We start from the raw sequence: 17446 nt of genomic DNA on the forward strand, positions 1-17446 counted from the left end.
AGACATCTACTCCTTCAATACGGCATCAATATAAATATTGGGATGCAGTAGAATATCGCCTGCGCGGGAGGTCAATTGGAACATGCCTTCAGCCCCCACACCCATTACGATGATGAATACAAACAGAATTCCGGCAGGAATCAGAAGGCCGTTCACCGCGTAAGGGCGTCTTGTAACCCCGGCAGGTGGTTCGCCCCAGAACGCTTGTATGAAGATACGAAGTACTGAATATAACATCAACAAGCTTGAAAGCACCGCAATGCCGGTGAGACCATACAAGCCTGCCTGCAAGCCTCCTTCAAAGAGAAGCAACTTCCCTGGAAATCCACTAAATGGCGGCAAACCTGCCAAGGCAAGTGCGCTAATGAAGAACATCCAGCCTAGCAGCGGATAGCGATGGATTAGCCCGCCCATGTTATCAAGTTTGGATGTTCCGGCAACAGCGATCAAGGCACCGCCGAGCAGGAAGAGCAATGTTTTGATCAACATATCATGCAGCATATAGAAGAGCAGACCTTCCAGTGCAGGGCGACTGGCCGCAGCCATACCAAAAGCGACAAACCCTACACCTGCGACCACGTTGTAGATGAGAATCTTGTTTACATCGCGGTATGAGATCGCACCGATGACACCCAGGACCATCGTTGCTCCAGCCATCCATCCGATTAGTGCATGGAAGAAATCAGGATCATGATAGAAGATCAGTGTGAATGTTCGCACAATCGCGTACAAGCCAACCTTTGTAAGCAATCCTGCGAACAATGCAGTGACGACAGCAGGTGGTGCCGCATAAGAGCCCGACAACCAGAAGAACAGGAACAGTCCGGCCTTGATGCTAAATACGATCAGAAAGAGAACAGCAATTAAGGTAATGACTCCGCTCTGTCCCACTTCAGCAATTTTGACGGACAAATCTGCCATGTTCAGTGTGCCAGTTATGGAATAGAGGAAGCCGATGGAAGCGACAAAAAGAGCTGAAGAAACGATGTTAATCAAGACATATTTGATCGTTTCCCGAAGCTGTCTTTCCGTACCTCCCAATACGATCAGTGCATAGGAAGAGATGAGCATCAGTTCAAAGCTGACAAACAAATTGAACAGATCTCCGGTTAGGAATGAACCGTTAACTCCCGCGATTAGAAAATGAAAGAACGGATAGAAGTGGTGCTCTTCCCGCTCCTTGTTCACACTGCGGAACGCATACAGCAGACACGCCAGTGCAATGATGGAAGCGGCGACGACAAGTAGCGCCGATACCATGTCCGCAACAAGCACAATACCATAGGGAGGTGCCCATCCACCCATATTAAGCGTTAGAACTCCAGTCTGAGCTACCCGCGTAATGAGTATCGTTGAGACCGCTGCTGTAAACAAAAGTCCAATGACACTAATGATCCGCTGGATATTTATTTTTCGGAAAAATAGCAGAGCCAGAACACCTGTAATCAAAGGCAAGAGAATGGGCAGAACGACGAGATTATTCATATGGGCGCCCCCTTACTTCTTCCATATCGTCTGTTCTCAGCTTCAGATAAGAACGATAGGAGAGAACAAAGAAGAACGCAGTGAGTCCAAAATTGATAACAATCGAAGTTAGTATCAAAGCCTGAGGAAGAGGATCGACATAACGTTCAGCCATCTCCCCAAGCAGCGGTGGTGCCCCAGTTTTGAGACGTGACATGGTGATCAAGAGCAGATGCACGCCATGGGTTAGTATGGACATGCCAAGTACGATGCGGAGCAGGCTCCGCGACAAGATTAAAAAGACGGCAACCGCAAACAGAATGCCAACGGCTACACACATCAATATTTCCATATCAGCGATCCTCCCCGATCTGTAGAATGATGGTCATGGTGACACCCAGGACAGCGAGATACACGCCAAGATCAAACAGCATGGCTGTAGCGAGTTCTGTCTCTCCCAGCAAAGGAAGTTCGAAATAACCGAAGGTTTGACTTAGGAACGGGACTCCGAATATAAATGAACCCGCACCCGTGAGTAAAGCTATACCCAATCCGATTCCTGTTAGCATACGGAAGTCAACCGGTAACGCTTTGCGTATCGTATCTGTACTGAATGCCAGGGCAATCAATACGAGCGCTGCCGCTGTGACCAAGCCGCCGATGAAACCTCCGCCCGGATTGTGGTGACCTGCAAAGAAGAGGTGCATGGCAAACGTCAGTATGATGAACACAACAACTTTGGTGGTCGTTTGCAGCAATACATCATTACTCTGCAAGGGGACAGTATCCCACGAGGATGAGCTGCGTTCCCGGTTACCATACTTTTTCGTATTGTCCGCTTCATCATCCAGAGCAGGTTCGGAATCCTGACTTTCATCCTTCTTACGAAACTTCAAGCGGGCTCCGAGATCTTTTGCTTCAAGGTTCAGATTAATCATGGAGTAGATGGATAACGAAGCAACGCCAAGCACCATAATCTCCAATAATGTATCGAAGCCACGGAAATCTACTAACAACACGTTCACGACATTTTTACCACCAGCCGAGTCATACGCTTCCTGAAGGAAAAAGGTAGAAATACTGTCCAGTGAGGCTGTTCCGCTTGCAGCCAATGCAACAAAAGTCATCACGATCCCGACCGCAATCGCTACGATCATATTTACCGTGAGATAACTGCGGCTTGATTTGCCACGTTGAAGCTCAGGCAGATGGTAGAAGCATAGCAGGAACAGTGCAACAGATACCGTCTCGACTATCATCTGTGTTAACGCCAGATCCGGCGCCCGGAAGAGTACGAATAGCAGAGTTACGAGGTAACCAACCGCTCCGGTCATAATGACTGCCGACAGTCTGTTCTTGGCAAAAGGAATCGAAACTGCAGCACCGATGAGCGTGACTAGCAGTACCACCTCATAAAATGAGAAAGGTGCATTGCCCTGCAGATTCCAGCTAATATTTTCTCCTGAACGGAAGAAGGCATAGACCAGCAACGCGACCGTGAATGAGAAAATGTAAACGAGATAATTACGAACCGAGCCATTCATATAGGCTTCCGTCCATTTGCGTGCATAATGCTGAAGATTATCCAGCACAACATGGTACATATTGTTAATTGTTAATCCTTGTGGATAATGCTCATAAATATTCCTCCATCGTGGCAACAGCTTGTAGAGAGTGATTCCGAGAATTACAACTCCGATTGTCATGATTAGTTCCGGAGTCCATCCATGCCACAGGGAGAAATGTACATCGAAGCGCTCATTCCCATTCAAGAGGGATGGAAGCACAGCGGCCATTGCCGGTTCAATCAGTGATCCGGCCAGCAGATTCGGGAAGAGTCCGAATACAACGACAAGAACACCTAGAACAACAGGCGGAATGAGCATGCCAGCGGGCGCTTCGTGCAGCTTCTCGGCAGGGATCTCGCTTTGGCTACGACCGAGGAATGTTTTGAACACGATAATAAGCGCATAGATCAGGGTAAACACACTTGCAAGCCAAGCGAATACCGGCAATAGAACACTCCAGGACCCAAGTCCAAAGATTCGTAGATGCGTGACTCCCACCATCGCCTGGAAGAATAACTCCTTGCTCAGGAATCCGTTGAAGGGCGGGATACCCGCCATGGCAAGTGAGCCGATCAATGCCACGGTGAATGTGATTGGCATGAATGAAGCAAGTCCACCGAGCTTCCGTATGTCACGTGTACCCGTTTCATGATCAACAATCCCTACGACCATGAACAGAGCGGCCTTGAAGGTTGCATGATTAAACAGGTGAAGTAGCGCAGCGGTTATTGCAACAGTATACATCGCAGAGGATTCGCCATATCCGAAGTAGAGAGCAGCAGATCCAACCCCTAAGAGGGACATGATCAGACCAAGTTGAGAGATGGTCGAATAGGCAAGAATCGCTTTGAGATCGTTTTTTTTCACCGCCAGGAATGATCCATAACACAAAGTCAGAAGACCAACGCCGGTAACGAGCCAGAACCAGAGTCCCTGTCCACCGAAGATTGGTGTAAACCGTGCTACAACGTACAGTCCGGCCTTGACCATGGTGGCTGAGTGAAGATAGGCACTCACAGGTGTCGGAGCTTCCATGGCATCCGGCAACCAGATATGGAACGGGAACTGAGCTGACTTGGTGAAAGCTCCAATCAGGATCAAGATAAGTGCGGGTAGAAATAGTGCGCTTTCCTGAAACTGACCCAATCCTGTAATGGTTGCACGAATACTGAATGTTCCGGTAATGAGATACATCATCATGAATCCGGTAAGCATGGCGAAACCGCCAAATACCGTAATCAGGAATGATTTTTGTGCTCCTGAAGTCGAGGCTTTACGTTTGTAATGGAATGCAATCAACAGGAATGACGTAATACTGGTCAATTCCCAGAATCCGTAGAGCACGATCATATTATCAGACAGCACCACGCCCAACATGGCTCCCATGAACATCAACAGATACAGGTAGAAACGGTTCAGCGCTTCTTTCATATCCATGTAGAAGATGGAGTAGAGAACAACGAGGACACCGATTCCGGTGATTAGCAGTGTCAACATGAGGCTCAGACCGTCCAGATACAGATTAAATCCAATGTCCAGTGAAGGAATCCATGGGATATTTCCGGATACGGTATTGCGCTGTGACACAGCGGGTATGAGACTCGCAAAGTATACAAATAATAGTGCCGGGACAAGGAGAACCGGCCATCCCAAATGTAATTTACGGAAGAAACGATGCAGCATGGCAAGAAGAATGCCAGCGGCAAAAGGCAGAATAACAGCAACATGAAGCAGGCTCAACATAACACCCCCAATGTTTAGTATTTCTATTACTCTCTCTGTGACATACAGGCGCATGATCCTTTGAAGGATATGCTTGCTCTCTATATTCATAACCCAAGTATGTATATACAGAATCGTGTCTATTCTTTGAATGGAAGAAACACGGTGAAGATTTCAGTATAATATTGTATGGGCATGTATAATAAAAAAACACCCAAGTTCCGATAAATATGAAAACGATTAGGGCGTGTCTGAAACTCCGAAGAAGCAGATTTTGCCGAATTTTCGTTCCAAGCCAGGAAGTTTTCCGCAGGCGTGCCGGGGCACGTCAAGGGAAAGTGACGCAGCAGGGGGCGAAAAGGCGGTAAAAGATGCACTTCAGCGAGTTTTGAGACACGTCCGAGGTGACATTCCGTGTACTCTTTACAGCATAGTTATGTTGAGAAGCAAGATGGTTTCACCGTGTAATGGAGGAAGTAATGTCATTCAAAATTAGAACTGTGCTTACAGTCATCTTTGCTGTGTTATCCTTGCTGGTTACCCTGACGATTGGGTCTATTTTTAGCCAAAAGTCATTTGTTGCTGTAGAGACTGAGATTGGTCACTCGCTTACAGGCACGGCCTCACAGGCTTCGGACAAGCTGGATCGATTCATGTCCGCTCGTGCGGGTGAACTGGACCTGCTGGGCCAAATGGCTTCGTTGGAAGATGAATTCCAACCTGATGAGATTCAGATGCTGCTGGATCAGTTACAAGATAGCTTTCCCTCATTCTCATGGGTTGGATTCATGGACCCGAAGGGAAAAGTGTTAGCTGCTACGGATGGTATCTTGCTTGGGGAAAATTTATCAGAGCGACCTGTGTATCAGGAGGGAATCAAGGGTAAATTCATTGGAGATGTGCATAATGCAGTACTTCTTGCCAAGCTACTTCCGAATCCAACGGGAGAGCCGTTGCAATTTGTCGATATCAGTTTTCCGCTGAAGGATAGCAAAGGAATGATTCAAGGTGTGCTCGCTGCACATTTAAGCTGGGAATGGGCGAAGGAGGTCGAGGAATCTGTACTTGCCCCATTGGAAAGGGAAGAAAAGGACATTGAGTTTTTTATCGTTAGCAAAAAGGAACATACAGTGTTGCTGGGGCCGAAGGAATGGGTCGGTAAACCGTTGGTATTGCCTGGCATCGAAGAGGCCCAGCTCAACAAAAGCAGTTGGTCCATTGAGAAGTGGCCTGATGGTAATGAATATGTGACAGGGTTTGCCTACAGCCAGGGTCATCTGGATTATCCCGGATTAGGCTGGACCGTAGTCATTCGTCAAGTCAAGTCATCTGCTTTTGCGTCTGTGTTTGACCTGATGTGGTTTAATGTGTGGTCTGGACTCGCCGTTACCGTACTGTTTGCACTGATTGGCTGGGTTGTCTCACGTCTGATCTCTGCCCCGCTTGTGCGTCTTACCAGAGTAGCCAATCGACTGCGTGCAGGGGAAGAGCTTGAGATTCCTGCGATTAAGGGGATTAAGGAGATTGAAGTGTTGTCCCGTTCGCTTCGGGATATGCTGACCTCTCTTATGAATAAAAACTCAGAGCTGGTCGTGATGCAGAATCTGGCGCATTTTGATCAGTTAACTAGACTGCCGAATCGCACTGCCCTTGAAGTGTATCTGGAGGAGTCTTTGGAGACCGAAAGTGAAAATCACACGCTGACTTTTCTCTATCTGGATCTCGATGGATTCAAACGGGTCAACGATACACTTGGACATCAAACTGGAGATGTGCTTTTACAGAAAGTGGCGCAGCGACTGTCTGCTCTTGGTCAGGTGAAGGGTATAACAGTCCGATTGGGCGGAGATGAATTCTTGATTGTACTTCAGTCTGTTGGAAGTCATCCGAGGGAAGAAGCCATGGCTTATGCAGAAGCCATCATTCAAAGCTTGAACAAGCCGTTTATTATCGAATACGAGCGAATTCGAATTGGATGTAGCATCGGAGGTGCCGAATATCCAACCAACAGCGACAACCCAAGTGAGATTATTCGGATGGCGGACGAAGCTTTGTATGAGTCCAAACGTGCAGGCAAGAACAGAATGACATTTTATTCCGAGTTGAAGCAAGATCGTTAGCGTATAATAACATGAGCTGGGTTATCCCAATCACCTTTGTGCGAATGTGCGTATAAACAAGGAGGGGTGAAATGTCTGGAAAATATACATCTGTACCTTATGGTTATGAGCCACCGGCGGCCAGCCGCAAAGGCACACTGACTTTTTATGACTCGTTTGAACATGTGACTGATGAGCAACTCGAGCGCGCCGCTGCAACGGTAGATACCCGTTCATTCATACAGCTTGTGTTGTATCCTTTACACGAGAGCACGTTTAAACGAATGAGCAAGGATTCGATACAGGCATATTACAAAAGAGAAGACCGCCTGCATGATTGGCGGCGGGAACATCCAACTTCACGTATACGTGTGGAGGGGCTTGAGGGCAAGAGAAAGAAATATACACCTGTGGATAGCGCGCTGCGCCATATCACTGCGGAATATCCAGCCCCTCACTTTCTTTATTTGACGATAGAGATGGCGAATATGTTTGCTTCATTTGATTCCTTCAAGGATTGGATCAAAGAGCTGCGTCTCATCATTGACGGATCGTCCGAATACCTGCATCCGATGCTGGAGCAAAATCGTCATCGCTGGGAATGGGCGGAATGAGAACATAGATGTATGAAAAAGATCGGCCTGCTGATCATATTCAGACCCAAAAAAAGTTGTGTTGTACAAACCGGAATTCCGGTGTACAGCACAACTTTTTTAGTTATATTTTCTCTGCCAAGGATGAAGTCAGATCAAGTGATGTTACGGTTTTATTTTTACCTGTTCGTTTCGCGGCATACAGACAGGCATCCACTTCCTCGAACAATTTGTCTTTGGTTAGATTAGGGCTGTAGCTTTTGAGACCGATACTCACCGTGATGGAAGCTCCTTCAAGTTCCAGATGGCCCATCAGGGCAATCTTCTGACGAATCTGTTCCACCAAGGCATAAGCCTGCTTGAAAGATTGCTCAAACATCAATAAGGCGAACTCTTCGCCCCCGTACCGTGCTGCAATATCACTTGAGGTAATGGTTTCCTGAATGATCAGGGACACTTTCTCCAGAATAATGTCTCCAACCCGATGACCATACGTATCATTAATGGACTTGAAGTCATCAATATCGATCAGGGCCAGATGCAGACTCATGCCACTGTTGGCATACTCAAATGCTTTTTCATAATAATCCTTGAATGAACTTTGATTATAAAGGTTGGTTAAACCGTCTGTTTTGGACTGTTTGGTCATAATGGCATTTCGCACAATAAGGTCCTGCTTGGCAAGCATGCTGGCCTGAAGATCATCGAGCACCTCAACGCCGCTGGTTACGATAACCTGTGCTACATATGTACCTAGGATTAGAAAAGCAGGAATGGATACCATGTCAAATGAAGACAGGTACAACCGGTAGGCCGGATCGAACAAAACCAGAAAGTAACCAGTCATCTGCATCAGAAAGACAATCCAGACTCTTTTTTTACTGAAGAACAGCACCGAAGCAAAGATGGGCAACAGACAGATTGCTAATATAATCCGAATGTCATAATTGACATGAATAATCGTCCACGCGATAACCGTGCTGGCTATAGACATGGTGTAAAAGGAATATGAACTGAAGCGCCGATCAACCCAGCTTGCGAACAAAATGCATGAACTACTGACGGCCGTAGGCCAGAAGAGGACATTCATCAAGAAATCTGTAGGTGTGCGATCGTACTCCAGAAACAGGAAACAGCCAATCTGAATGGCGAAATGTGCAATCGTAACAACCCAGTAGGCATGAAGCATTTTTTGAATCCATTTGGAATGTTTGAACTCGTACTCTGTTGGAATGTGACTATTGTGCGTATGGAAACCTTTCATATATCACCGCTGACTGCATCATAATGGTACGACAGAATTACTCTCGTATATGATAATTATAAATCACAATGAACAAAACGCAAATGTATTTAACTGTTATGAGAGAACAAGACTCACAGAAGTTTCGAGTTGTCACAAACTTTTTATGGAGGACAAACAAAACTCAACAATACACTCATAGACTATATACATGGCTCCGTTCCATATGTAGGAAATCATTGATGAAGGGGAGGTGATCTTCATTCCTCTTGTCGTTCGTTCAACCGTTAATGCTACGGGAGCAATTACATTTACAGGAAATACGCTTGGACTGAGTCGTTCGGAAACAGCGGGAGTACCCGGAACACAGGATAGTATTGGAGGTTTTATCACAACCAACACCAGCCTCCAATACGGCACCTATCCACTGGGAACGACAAGCCTGTATCAGAGCAACAGTTCAGCAGCCATTCTTACACTACCTGCTGGAAGTACCGTTCTGTATGCAGAATTGATCTGGGGCGGAAGTTACATTAATGGTACAGTCAACCTGAGTGCTGCCATCAACAATCCGGTTACGTTTATTACACCGGCAGGGACTTCCAGTGTTACCCCTGATCCACTTACCTACAATCAATTCGATCTGGGGGGCGGTGCTGCTGGCTATGTACGTTCCGCTAATGTGACCACACTTGTACAAAATGGGGGAGCAGGTACATATATCACCGGAGCAGTGGTAGGGACTATTGTTATTACAAATGATTCCACGGCCAATCATGCGGGGTGGACACTTGGAGTCATTTATCAGAATCCCAATCTGCCTTTTCGCAACATGTCTTTGCGTGCAGGGGGCGTACTCGTTCAATCCACTTCACCACCTGTTGTTACCACACTGACTGGATTTGCAACGCCCCTTTCCGGTGTATTGGGAGGAAGAATACTGTTCAGTGCACAGGAGGGCGACGCGAACCGGACCGGTGACCAGGCATTATTCGGGCCTACCTCAGCTACATCGGTTGCTTTGTCTGGGCCCAATAATCTAGCTGCGAACTTTTTTGCCTCTCAGATTAACGGAGATACCGGAGCGCTTAATACAACAGGAACGTTTGGAACACGAAATCAGATCAACGGAGCTCCAGGTACAAATATTATCGGTGGACGTCAAGGCTGGGATATTACCAATGTGGATGTTTCAGCAAGACTGATCAATAACCAGTCATCTGCGGTGTTGACATTAACGACCTCGGGGGATGCCTACATTGTCAACGCCAATGCAATTCAAGTTGATATTAATGCACCAAAAATCACATTGGCTAAGGCAACGGTCGCCGCCGGTGCAGTTGCCGGGGATAGTATTCTATATTCGGTCACCGTCACCAATGCAGGCACTGCGAGTGCGGCCAGTGTTGTTTTATCCGATTCACTTCCTGCAGGTCTTACCTTTATTCCAGGTAGTGTCACGGTTGCAGGTGTATCCCGTCCAACACTTGATGTGACGGCAGGCATTCCGCTGGGTTCGTTAACTTTATCCAGCAGTGTTGTTGTAACCTATCGAGCACTCATCGGTCAGGATGCAAGCATCCTGCAACTGGTGAATTCGGCCAATGCAGCCTTTACATTTCAAAGTGTAGCAGGGGGGCCGGTCATTAACGGAGTTATTCCGTCCAACAACTCCACCCTTACGGTTTATTCGCCAAACCTGTCCATTGTGAAATCGGCGAGTACCACCAATGCCACGGTGGGTGACCTGGTAACCTATACACTGCAAGTGAACAACGGAGGGAATGTTGCTGCTAACGTTACATTGAGGGATAACATTCCAAGTGGTAGCTCATATGTAGCAGGCAGCTTTCGTCTGAATGGAAATGTGATTGCTGGCGCCAATCCGGTTACCGGCGTTAATCTGGGGAGCCTCGCGGCAGGAAGTGCCAATACCGTGACTTTTCAGGTACTTGTAACAAGCTTGCCGACACCGCCGACTCTTGTGGATCAGGCGACAGCTTCTTATTCCTTCAATTCACCTGATGGTCGGACGATCACGGGAAACATCGCCTCGAATACCTTAACGATTCCGGTAACATTGCCCAATGTGACCACGGTAAAATCAGCATCAGTCACCGATGTTGCTGTCGGGGAGACCTTCACGTACACCGTAGTTACTACCAACAGCGGTATTCAGGTGATTAACAATGTGGTACTTACAGATGCGCTCCCTGCTGGAATAACTTTTGTTCCCGGCAGTGCAACCGTAAGGGGAACTGTTGTACCGTCTGCGAATCCGAGCAGTGGTATCTCTATTGGGACATTGGCGGCCGGAAGTTCTGCGACGGTAACGTTTCAGGTGAATGTGCAGTCTTTGCCTGCTTCAGGTTCGTTAGTTAATCGAGCGGTAGTGTCCTATAGCTCTGGTTCGTTCACGGGCATTTCCAACTCCAATTCCATTACAACCCCTGTATACCAAGCTGTTGTTGGTATCAACAAGTCGGCAAGCCAAACCAATGCGACACTGGGGGATCAGATTGCATACACACTTGTGGTCACGAACAGTGGGAATATAGCGACTCAAGTGAATGTGACGGATACGATTCCAGCGGGGCTGACGTTTGTCCCGAATTCGGTAACTGTGAATGGTACTGCACGTCCTGGAACAAGCCCATTAACCGGAATAACACTGGGCAGCCTCCTGCCGGGAGTTGCGGCTACGGTGGTGTTTCGCGCTACACTCACCACACTTCCGACTCCCCCGACACTGGAGAATCAAGGGACAGCAAGTTATACGTACCAGCTTCCAAGTGGAAGGAATCTCTCAGGCAGCAGCTTATCCAATATCGTTCGTATATCTGCATCGGCTCCCAATATTTCTCTTAGTAAAACAGTAAACACACCAGATGCGACAGTTGGAGATGTGCTTACGTATACCGTTGTTGCAACAAACGCAGGAATTAGTGCAGTACAAAATCTGGTGATTTCGGATGCACCATCCGGCTCTGAATTTGTCCTGGGTAGTGTCACGATTAATGGATCTGCTGTTCCCAGCGCAAGCCCCGTTGCGGGAATCGCAGTGGGTTCATTGAATAGCTCAAGCAGCGTAACTGTGACCTATCAGACCCGAGTGAATTCCGTTCCATCTACGGGTTTGGTTAGTAACCAGGCCAATGCAGCATTTACATCAGGCAGTTTTAACGGTGTTTCTTCTTCTATATCAGTAAATACCCCCATATTTCTGCCAGTGATCCAAGTGGTGAAGTCAGCAAGTACAACAAGTTTGACTGTAGGCGATACGTTTAATTACACCATCCAAATTAACAATACAGGTAACATAGCTGCAACGGTTACCTTGACAGATCCCATTCCAGCAGGAGCAGTATTCAGCACAAATAGTGTCATTATTAATGGCGTACCTACACCTGGAGTCAGCCCGGAGTCGGGTATCAGTCTAGGAGAGATTGCTGCGGGCTCAGGTGCAACGGTCACCTTTGTTGCGACGGTTACCAGTTTGCCAGATGCAAGGCAGTTAATTAATCAGGCGGTTGCTTCATTTGCCTACACACTCCCAAGTGGGAGAACGATTGCCGGTCTCTCGTCATCAAACACCATCACTATTCCAGTGTCTCTGCCCAATGTTACGATTGTCAACAGTGACAATGTAGAGTACGGCGTAGTCGGAGATGTCATTCGATACACATCTGTTATTCGTAATAACGGCACAGTAGCCGTTAATAATGTGGTATATGTCAATCCTCTTCCTTCGAATACCCCATTTGTACCCGGAAGTGTCATTGTGAACGGGACTACGTTCCCGCTCTCCAATCCGACCGCCGGCATTCCAATCGGTACGTTGGCTCCAGGAGCCGAGGTTACCGTAACTTTTGAGGTGACGATTACCATGCCGATTCCTTCGCAGATTAACAATCAGTCGACGGTCAGCTTCACATCCGGTTCATTTTCAGGGTCATCATCGTCCAATACCACTCAGACTCCGGTCATACAACCGCAGATTTTACTTGTCAAATCAGCAAATACCGTAAATGCAACTGTAGGTGATACGGTTGTATACACGGTAACGGTCAGCAATGCTGGCAATCTGGAAGCAAATGTTACTCTCACAGACAACATTCCTTCTGCGACTACTTTTGTACCCAACAGTGTGGTTGTATCCGGTGTGCCAGAGCCGGGAGTAACACCAGGAACAGGTATTCCGGTAGGCATTGTAGCAGCGGGGGCGACGGCTGTTGTCACGTTTGCCGTTGTTGTGGATTCACTTCCATCCCCACAGCAGCTTAGCAATTTTGCTACATCATCCTTTACATTTACACCTCCAGATGGGCGGACGTTGACTGGCTCAGCCACTTCGAATACACTCACGTTCCCGGTCTCGTCACCAAACGTCGCTGTTGTCAAAAGCATAGCTTCCACTGCGGCTACGGTAGGCGATACGGTGACCTATTCCATTCTGGTGACCAACAGCGGAATTGCACCGGTGAACAATATTCAGTTTTCAGACCCGATTCCAGCTGGAGCCTCTTTTGTTACAGGGAGTGTCACAGTGAATGGGGTTGCGCAACCCGGAGCCAATCCGGCAGGTGGGGTACCCCTTGGTACATTGGGGCCCGGAACGTCCGCGACGGTCACATTCAGTATCCGTATCGACGCGATCCCGCCAAGTGATCAGTTGAGCAATCGCTCTACGGTCAGTTTTACCTCAGGTACATTCTCAAGCACAACCTTTTCAAATACCGTGGTCACTCCGGTGTACCAGCCTATTCTTTCAGCACAAAAAACAGCCAGTACACAAAATGCTACCGTTGGGGATACAGTCAGCTACACGATAACCGTGAGCAATCAGGGAAACTATGGAGCCCAGATTAACCTGACAGATAACCTTCCAGCCGGAACCATCCTTGTGCCAAATAGCGTTATTGTGAACGGTCAACCGCTGCCAGCAGGAAATCCAGCAACGGGCATCCCCGCAGGTAATGTGGCTCCCGGAGCTACGACCACCATTACCTTTTCAGTAGTTGTTGATACGCTGCCAAGTCCGCAACAACTGGTGAATCAGGCTTCGGTGGCTCTATCATATACATTGCCGGATGGGCGAAACATCACGGAGTCTGTTCTATCCAATGTGTTGACCATTACCGTATCGGCACCGGATGTTGATGTCGTCAAATCCACAACTTCAACGGCGGTATCCGTTGGTGATATCGTAACGTATAGCATCGCTGTAACCAATAACGGAATTGCAACGGTCAACAATGTGGTTTTCACGGATGCAGTGCCGACAAGTACCGTTCTTGCGCCAACCGGCGTGTTTGTCGATGGTGTTCTGCGCCCTGGTGCCAATCCTTCTACGGGAATAACGCTTGGTTCCATCGCACCTGGCGTTACGGTAACCGTTGTATTTAGTGTGCAGGTTACGGCGCTCCCGGCAAGTGCAGTGTTAAACAATCAGTCCACGGTCAGCTTTACATCAGGGGCTTTCTCAGCGACCACATTCTCCAATACGGTTACAACTCCGGTCTTTCAACCTATTCTGGCTGCAGTCAAAACGGGAGATCAGACGATAGCAACGGTAGGGGATACCGTTGTGTACAGCATCGCTATTTCCAATACCGGGAACTATGGGGCATCTGTCACGTTAACGGATACCATTCCGGCAGGAACAGAGTTTGTTCCAAATAGCGTTATTATTAACGGGGCTTCTGCACCAGGTGCAGATCCTGCTTCGGGTATTCCGCTTGGTGTCGTTTCCACAACAACTCTAGTTACCTTCTCCGTTGTGATTGTGACGTTACCTTTGAGCCAGTCCATTACCAATCAGGCTTCTGCGACATTTTCGTATACATTACCTGATGGAAGAACGCTTGGAGGCACGATTACGTCCAACTCACTCAACATTCAAGTATCTGCTCCGAATGTCAGCGTTGTGAAGACCACTCCGGTGATTGATGCTGTGGTGGGCGATACGATTGTATACGAGATGGTTGTGACCAATGAAGGAATTGACCCGGTAAACAACATTGTGATCACCGATCCGATTAACCCAGCCACCACATTTGTTACAGGCAGTGTTCTGGTGGACGGCGTCCCACGGGCCTTGGCAAACCCGGCGCTGGGCATAGCCCTTGGTAGTTTAGCCCCTGGAGCATCGATAGCGGTATCGTATGCAGTTCGGGTTAATACGCTTCCAACACCACCACAAGTGAGCAGTCAGTCTTCCGTAAGTTTCACATCGGGTGTTTTCTCGGGAGCAGCGTATTCCAATACGGTTGTAACACCAATCTATCAGCCGATTATTGCCGTAACCAAAACAGGGAGCACCTCCAATGCAACGATTGGTGACACCATCACCTATTCTTTTGCCATTAACAATAGCGGGAATCTTGATGCAAGTTTGACATTAACGGACAATATACCGAATGGAGCCGTACTGCTTCCCAACAGTGTTCTGATTGATGGTGTTCCACAGCCAGGTGCCAATCCAGAGACGGGTATCGTTGTGGGTACCATACCGTCCGGAGGTACGGTTATTGTAACGGTTACCCTCGAAGTGACTGTAGATACGTTGCCACAGGATCAGCAACTGGTTAACCAGGCGGTGGCCAACTATACATTTAGTCCACCCGATGGCCGTCTGTTGACGGGGACCGTATCTTCGAATGTTCTGGTTATCCCGGTATCTGCACCAAATGTTGTTGTTGCCAAAAGTACAAGTGCCATTGATGCTGTTGTTGGTGATGTAATCACCTATACGGTTGTAGTAACCAATAGCGGCATTGAAGTGGTTAATAATGTGGTCATGGTTGACCCGGTACCTGTCGGTACAGTATTTGTGCCAGGAAGTGTTACGGTGGATGGTGTGCCAAGACCAACAGGGAATCCGAATACAGGCATCACGCTTGGTTCGATTGCTGCGGGTGCTTCCGTTACGGTTACATTCAGAGTAGAGGTTGTGGTGATATGAGCCAATCTTCCGGTCCGTTGTCCCACTGGCTAAAGAATCAGTCCCTGGTTCGATTCAGCTCGGGTGCGACTGAACTGGAACAGGTATCCTATTCGAATACGGTTGTAACACCGTGGATCGGCCCCAGGCTTGAAGTCAGAAAAGTCTGCAATGTCACGGAGGCTGCCTTGGGGCAGTCTCTTATCTACCGTGTTGAAATTGTTAACACCGGAAATCTTACGGCCCTAGTGTACCTATTGGATCAGCTATCTGCAGAGACGGCACTGCTTCCCAACAGTGTACTGCGTGATGGTATTCCGTTACCGGGAGCATCACCGGAGAGAGGATTGCCTCCAGCTGAAATCGCGCCCGGAGCCACGTTGCGATACCACTTCCAAGTTGTAATCTTGCGTTTACCTGAGACACTGAAGCTGCTGAATCAGGCACAGGTTAACTATGAGTTTTTGACACCGGAAGGCAGAACGGTTACAGGTATGGAACAATCCAATATCGTGGAGGTCAATCTGGTCTCATCCCGGCTGGAGATCTCCTTTCAGGCGGATCACATCTATACCTTCTCAGGGGATATTGTCATGTACACCGTCATCGTGAGCAATCCGGGTTTTATTGCAGCCACCAATGCCCAAGTAACGATTTCTTTGCCACAGGGCATTGTTTTTATACCTGCGAGTGTCATCGTAGATGAAATGTTTGCGCCACAAGTAACGCCTGATACGGGCATACAACTTGGAGAGATTTTACCCGGAAGCTCAATTAGGATACAATATCGGGTTCAGGTTACGGGGGGAAGCGATGCAAACGGAATATCAAGTGTAGCTGTACTGTCATATATCTCGGCAGGACAGCAGGAGACGGTCTACTCCAATCAGGTTACTCTGGAAGTGATACAGCCCCAGGTCTCTGTGGTGAAAAGTGTGCTCCCGGTAACGGCCACATTGGGTGATGCCGTCCAATATAATATTACCGTCTCCAATGCAAGCAGTTATGCGGTGGATGGAACTCTCCTGGATGTACTGCCAACAGGTGTGACATTTGTCGAAGGCAGTCTGCGCTGGAATGGGGTTAAACGTCCCGGAACCAACCTGGCTAAAGGTCTTAATCTGGGGACGTTGACAGCCCGGTCGGTTCTGAATATTCAGTTCGAAGCGAAACTTCCAGATCGAGATGAATCGATACCTGATGCTTACAGGTATGTGAATCATGCTAGCCTGATGTATACATTTCGATTGCCAGATTCACGGTCAGTGCAGCGGATGATTACATCCAATGAAGCTGTGGTCGAATTGAAAGCGCCGATAATTCAGGCTTACGTTCAAGTGACACCCACATTGGTCGAGCAGGGAGGTACCGTCACTTTTCAGGTACGTGTGGGGAATACGGGTAATTTGCCGGCACGTGTACAACTTGGGAGCATTTTACCTGAGGGTGCCAGATGGCTTGGTCAAGCTACGGGTGAGCTTCAATTGAGCATATCAGAGTATTCCACACCACGGGTTCTGCATGTGGGCGTGATTGAGCCTGGAACGGAAAAGAACATCTCGTATGTAGCGAAGTTAGCTTCTGAGAAGGTGGGGACGCTGCAAGGAGACTTGATTGCCAGGTACACGTATGAATGGAATGGACAAAAACGGGCTGGCGAAACCCGATCGAATGAGTACAGCATCATTGTGGAGTATAGAGAAGAATAGGAGATATCACGGTTAACGGTAACTTGCCTGAGGAATTTGCTCATTCTGGTTGCCATGAGATTACACGAACGTAAATGAATGGTATACTAATTGAATATGAACTCG

The 17446-nt window shown here is 47.9% G+C and carries 8 protein-coding genes; 4 read left to right on the forward strand and 4 right to left on the reverse strand.

The features are described 5' to 3' along the window. Nucleotides 1-6: 6 nt before the first annotated feature. From V6668_RS13125 to V6668_RS13135, 3 genes are read right to left on the reverse strand one after another with little or no spacing between them, the layout of a single operon-like run. Nucleotides 7-1485 (reverse strand): Na+/H+ antiporter subunit D, encoded by a 1479-nt coding sequence (locus V6668_RS13125; RefSeq protein WP_047842678.1) that lies wholly within the window; start codon nucleotides 1483-1485, stop codon nucleotides 7-9. Continuing rightward, nucleotides 1478-1816 carry a Na(+)/H(+) antiporter subunit C gene (locus V6668_RS13130; protein ID WP_036608715.1) on the reverse strand — a complete coding sequence of 113 codons (339 nt, stop codon included), beginning with the start codon at nucleotides 1814-1816 and terminating at the stop codon, nucleotides 1478-1480. The genes V6668_RS13125 and V6668_RS13130 overlap by 8 nt, the downstream gene beginning before the upstream one ends. 1 nt (nucleotide 1817) lies before the next feature. Then, a complete protein-coding gene (locus tag V6668_RS13135; RefSeq protein ID WP_338708940.1) occupies nucleotides 1818-4772 on the reverse strand; it encodes a Na+/H+ antiporter subunit A in 2955 nt (984 codons plus the stop codon). 461 nt (nucleotides 4773-5233) lie between these two features. On the opposite strand from V6668_RS13135, the gene V6668_RS13140 reads away from it, so the two are divergent. Further along, nucleotides 5234-6874 carry a sensor domain-containing diguanylate cyclase gene (locus tag V6668_RS13140; RefSeq protein ID WP_338708636.1) on the forward strand — a complete coding sequence of 547 codons (1641 nt, stop codon included), beginning with the start codon at nucleotides 5234-5236 and terminating at the stop codon, nucleotides 6872-6874. A gap of 71 nt (nucleotides 6875-6945) precedes the next feature. After that, the gene (locus tag V6668_RS13145) at nucleotides 6946-7467 is read left to right on the forward strand and encodes a hypothetical protein (RefSeq protein ID WP_036608711.1); all 522 of its coding nucleotides are present in this window, start codon (nucleotides 6946-6948) and stop codon (nucleotides 7465-7467) included. 103 nt (nucleotides 7468-7570) lie between these two features. Here V6668_RS13145 and V6668_RS13150 read toward each other — a convergent pair whose 3' ends face one another. Next, the gene (locus tag V6668_RS13150) at nucleotides 7571-8710 is read right to left on the reverse strand and encodes a GGDEF domain-containing protein (protein ID WP_047842681.1); all 1140 of its coding nucleotides are present in this window, start codon (nucleotides 8708-8710) and stop codon (nucleotides 7571-7573) included. Nucleotides 8711-8942: 232 nt separating this feature from the next. Here V6668_RS13150 and V6668_RS13155 point away from each other — a divergent pair, with 232 nt between their 5' ends. Together V6668_RS13155 and V6668_RS13160 are read left to right on the forward strand one after the other, a co-directional pair. Further along, a complete protein-coding gene (locus V6668_RS13155) occupies nucleotides 8943-15653 on the forward strand; it encodes a DUF7507 domain-containing protein (RefSeq protein WP_338708637.1) in 6711 nt (2236 codons plus the stop codon). Then, a complete protein-coding gene (locus V6668_RS13160; RefSeq protein WP_338708638.1) occupies nucleotides 15650-17341 on the forward strand; it encodes a DUF11 domain-containing protein in 1692 nt (563 codons plus the stop codon). Before V6668_RS13155 ends, V6668_RS13160 begins: the two co-directional genes overlap by 4 nt. Nucleotides 17342-17446: the final 105 nt, after the last annotated feature.

Source organism: Paenibacillus amylolyticus, assembly GCF_036894225.1.
GTDB classification, from domain to species: domain Bacteria; phylum Bacillota; class Bacilli; order Paenibacillales; family Paenibacillaceae; genus Paenibacillus; species Paenibacillus amylolyticus.

Excerpts from the sequence above, each read along its gene's own strand:
- V6668_RS13125 (WP_047842678.1), bottom strand. The coding sequence starts at position 1,485 with ATGAATAATCTCGTCGTTCTGCCCATTCTCTTGCCTTTGATTACAGGT.
- V6668_RS13130 (WP_036608715.1), bottom strand. The coding sequence starts at position 1,816 with ATGGAAATATTGATGTGTGTAGCCGTTGGCATTCTGTTTGCGGTTGCC.
- V6668_RS13140 (WP_338708636.1), top strand. The coding sequence starts at position 5,234 with ATGTCATTCAAAATTAGAACTGTGCTTACAGTCATCTTTGCTGTGTTA.
- V6668_RS13145 (WP_036608711.1), top strand. The coding sequence starts at position 6,946 with ATGTCTGGAAAATATACATCTGTACCTTATGGTTATGAGCCACCGGCG.
- V6668_RS13150 (WP_047842681.1), bottom strand. The coding sequence starts at position 8,710 with ATGAAAGGTTTCCATACGCACAATAGTCACATTCCAACAGAGTACGAG.
- V6668_RS13160 (WP_338708638.1), top strand. The coding sequence starts at position 15,650 with ATGAGCCAATCTTCCGGTCCGTTGTCCCACTGGCTAAAGAATCAGTCC.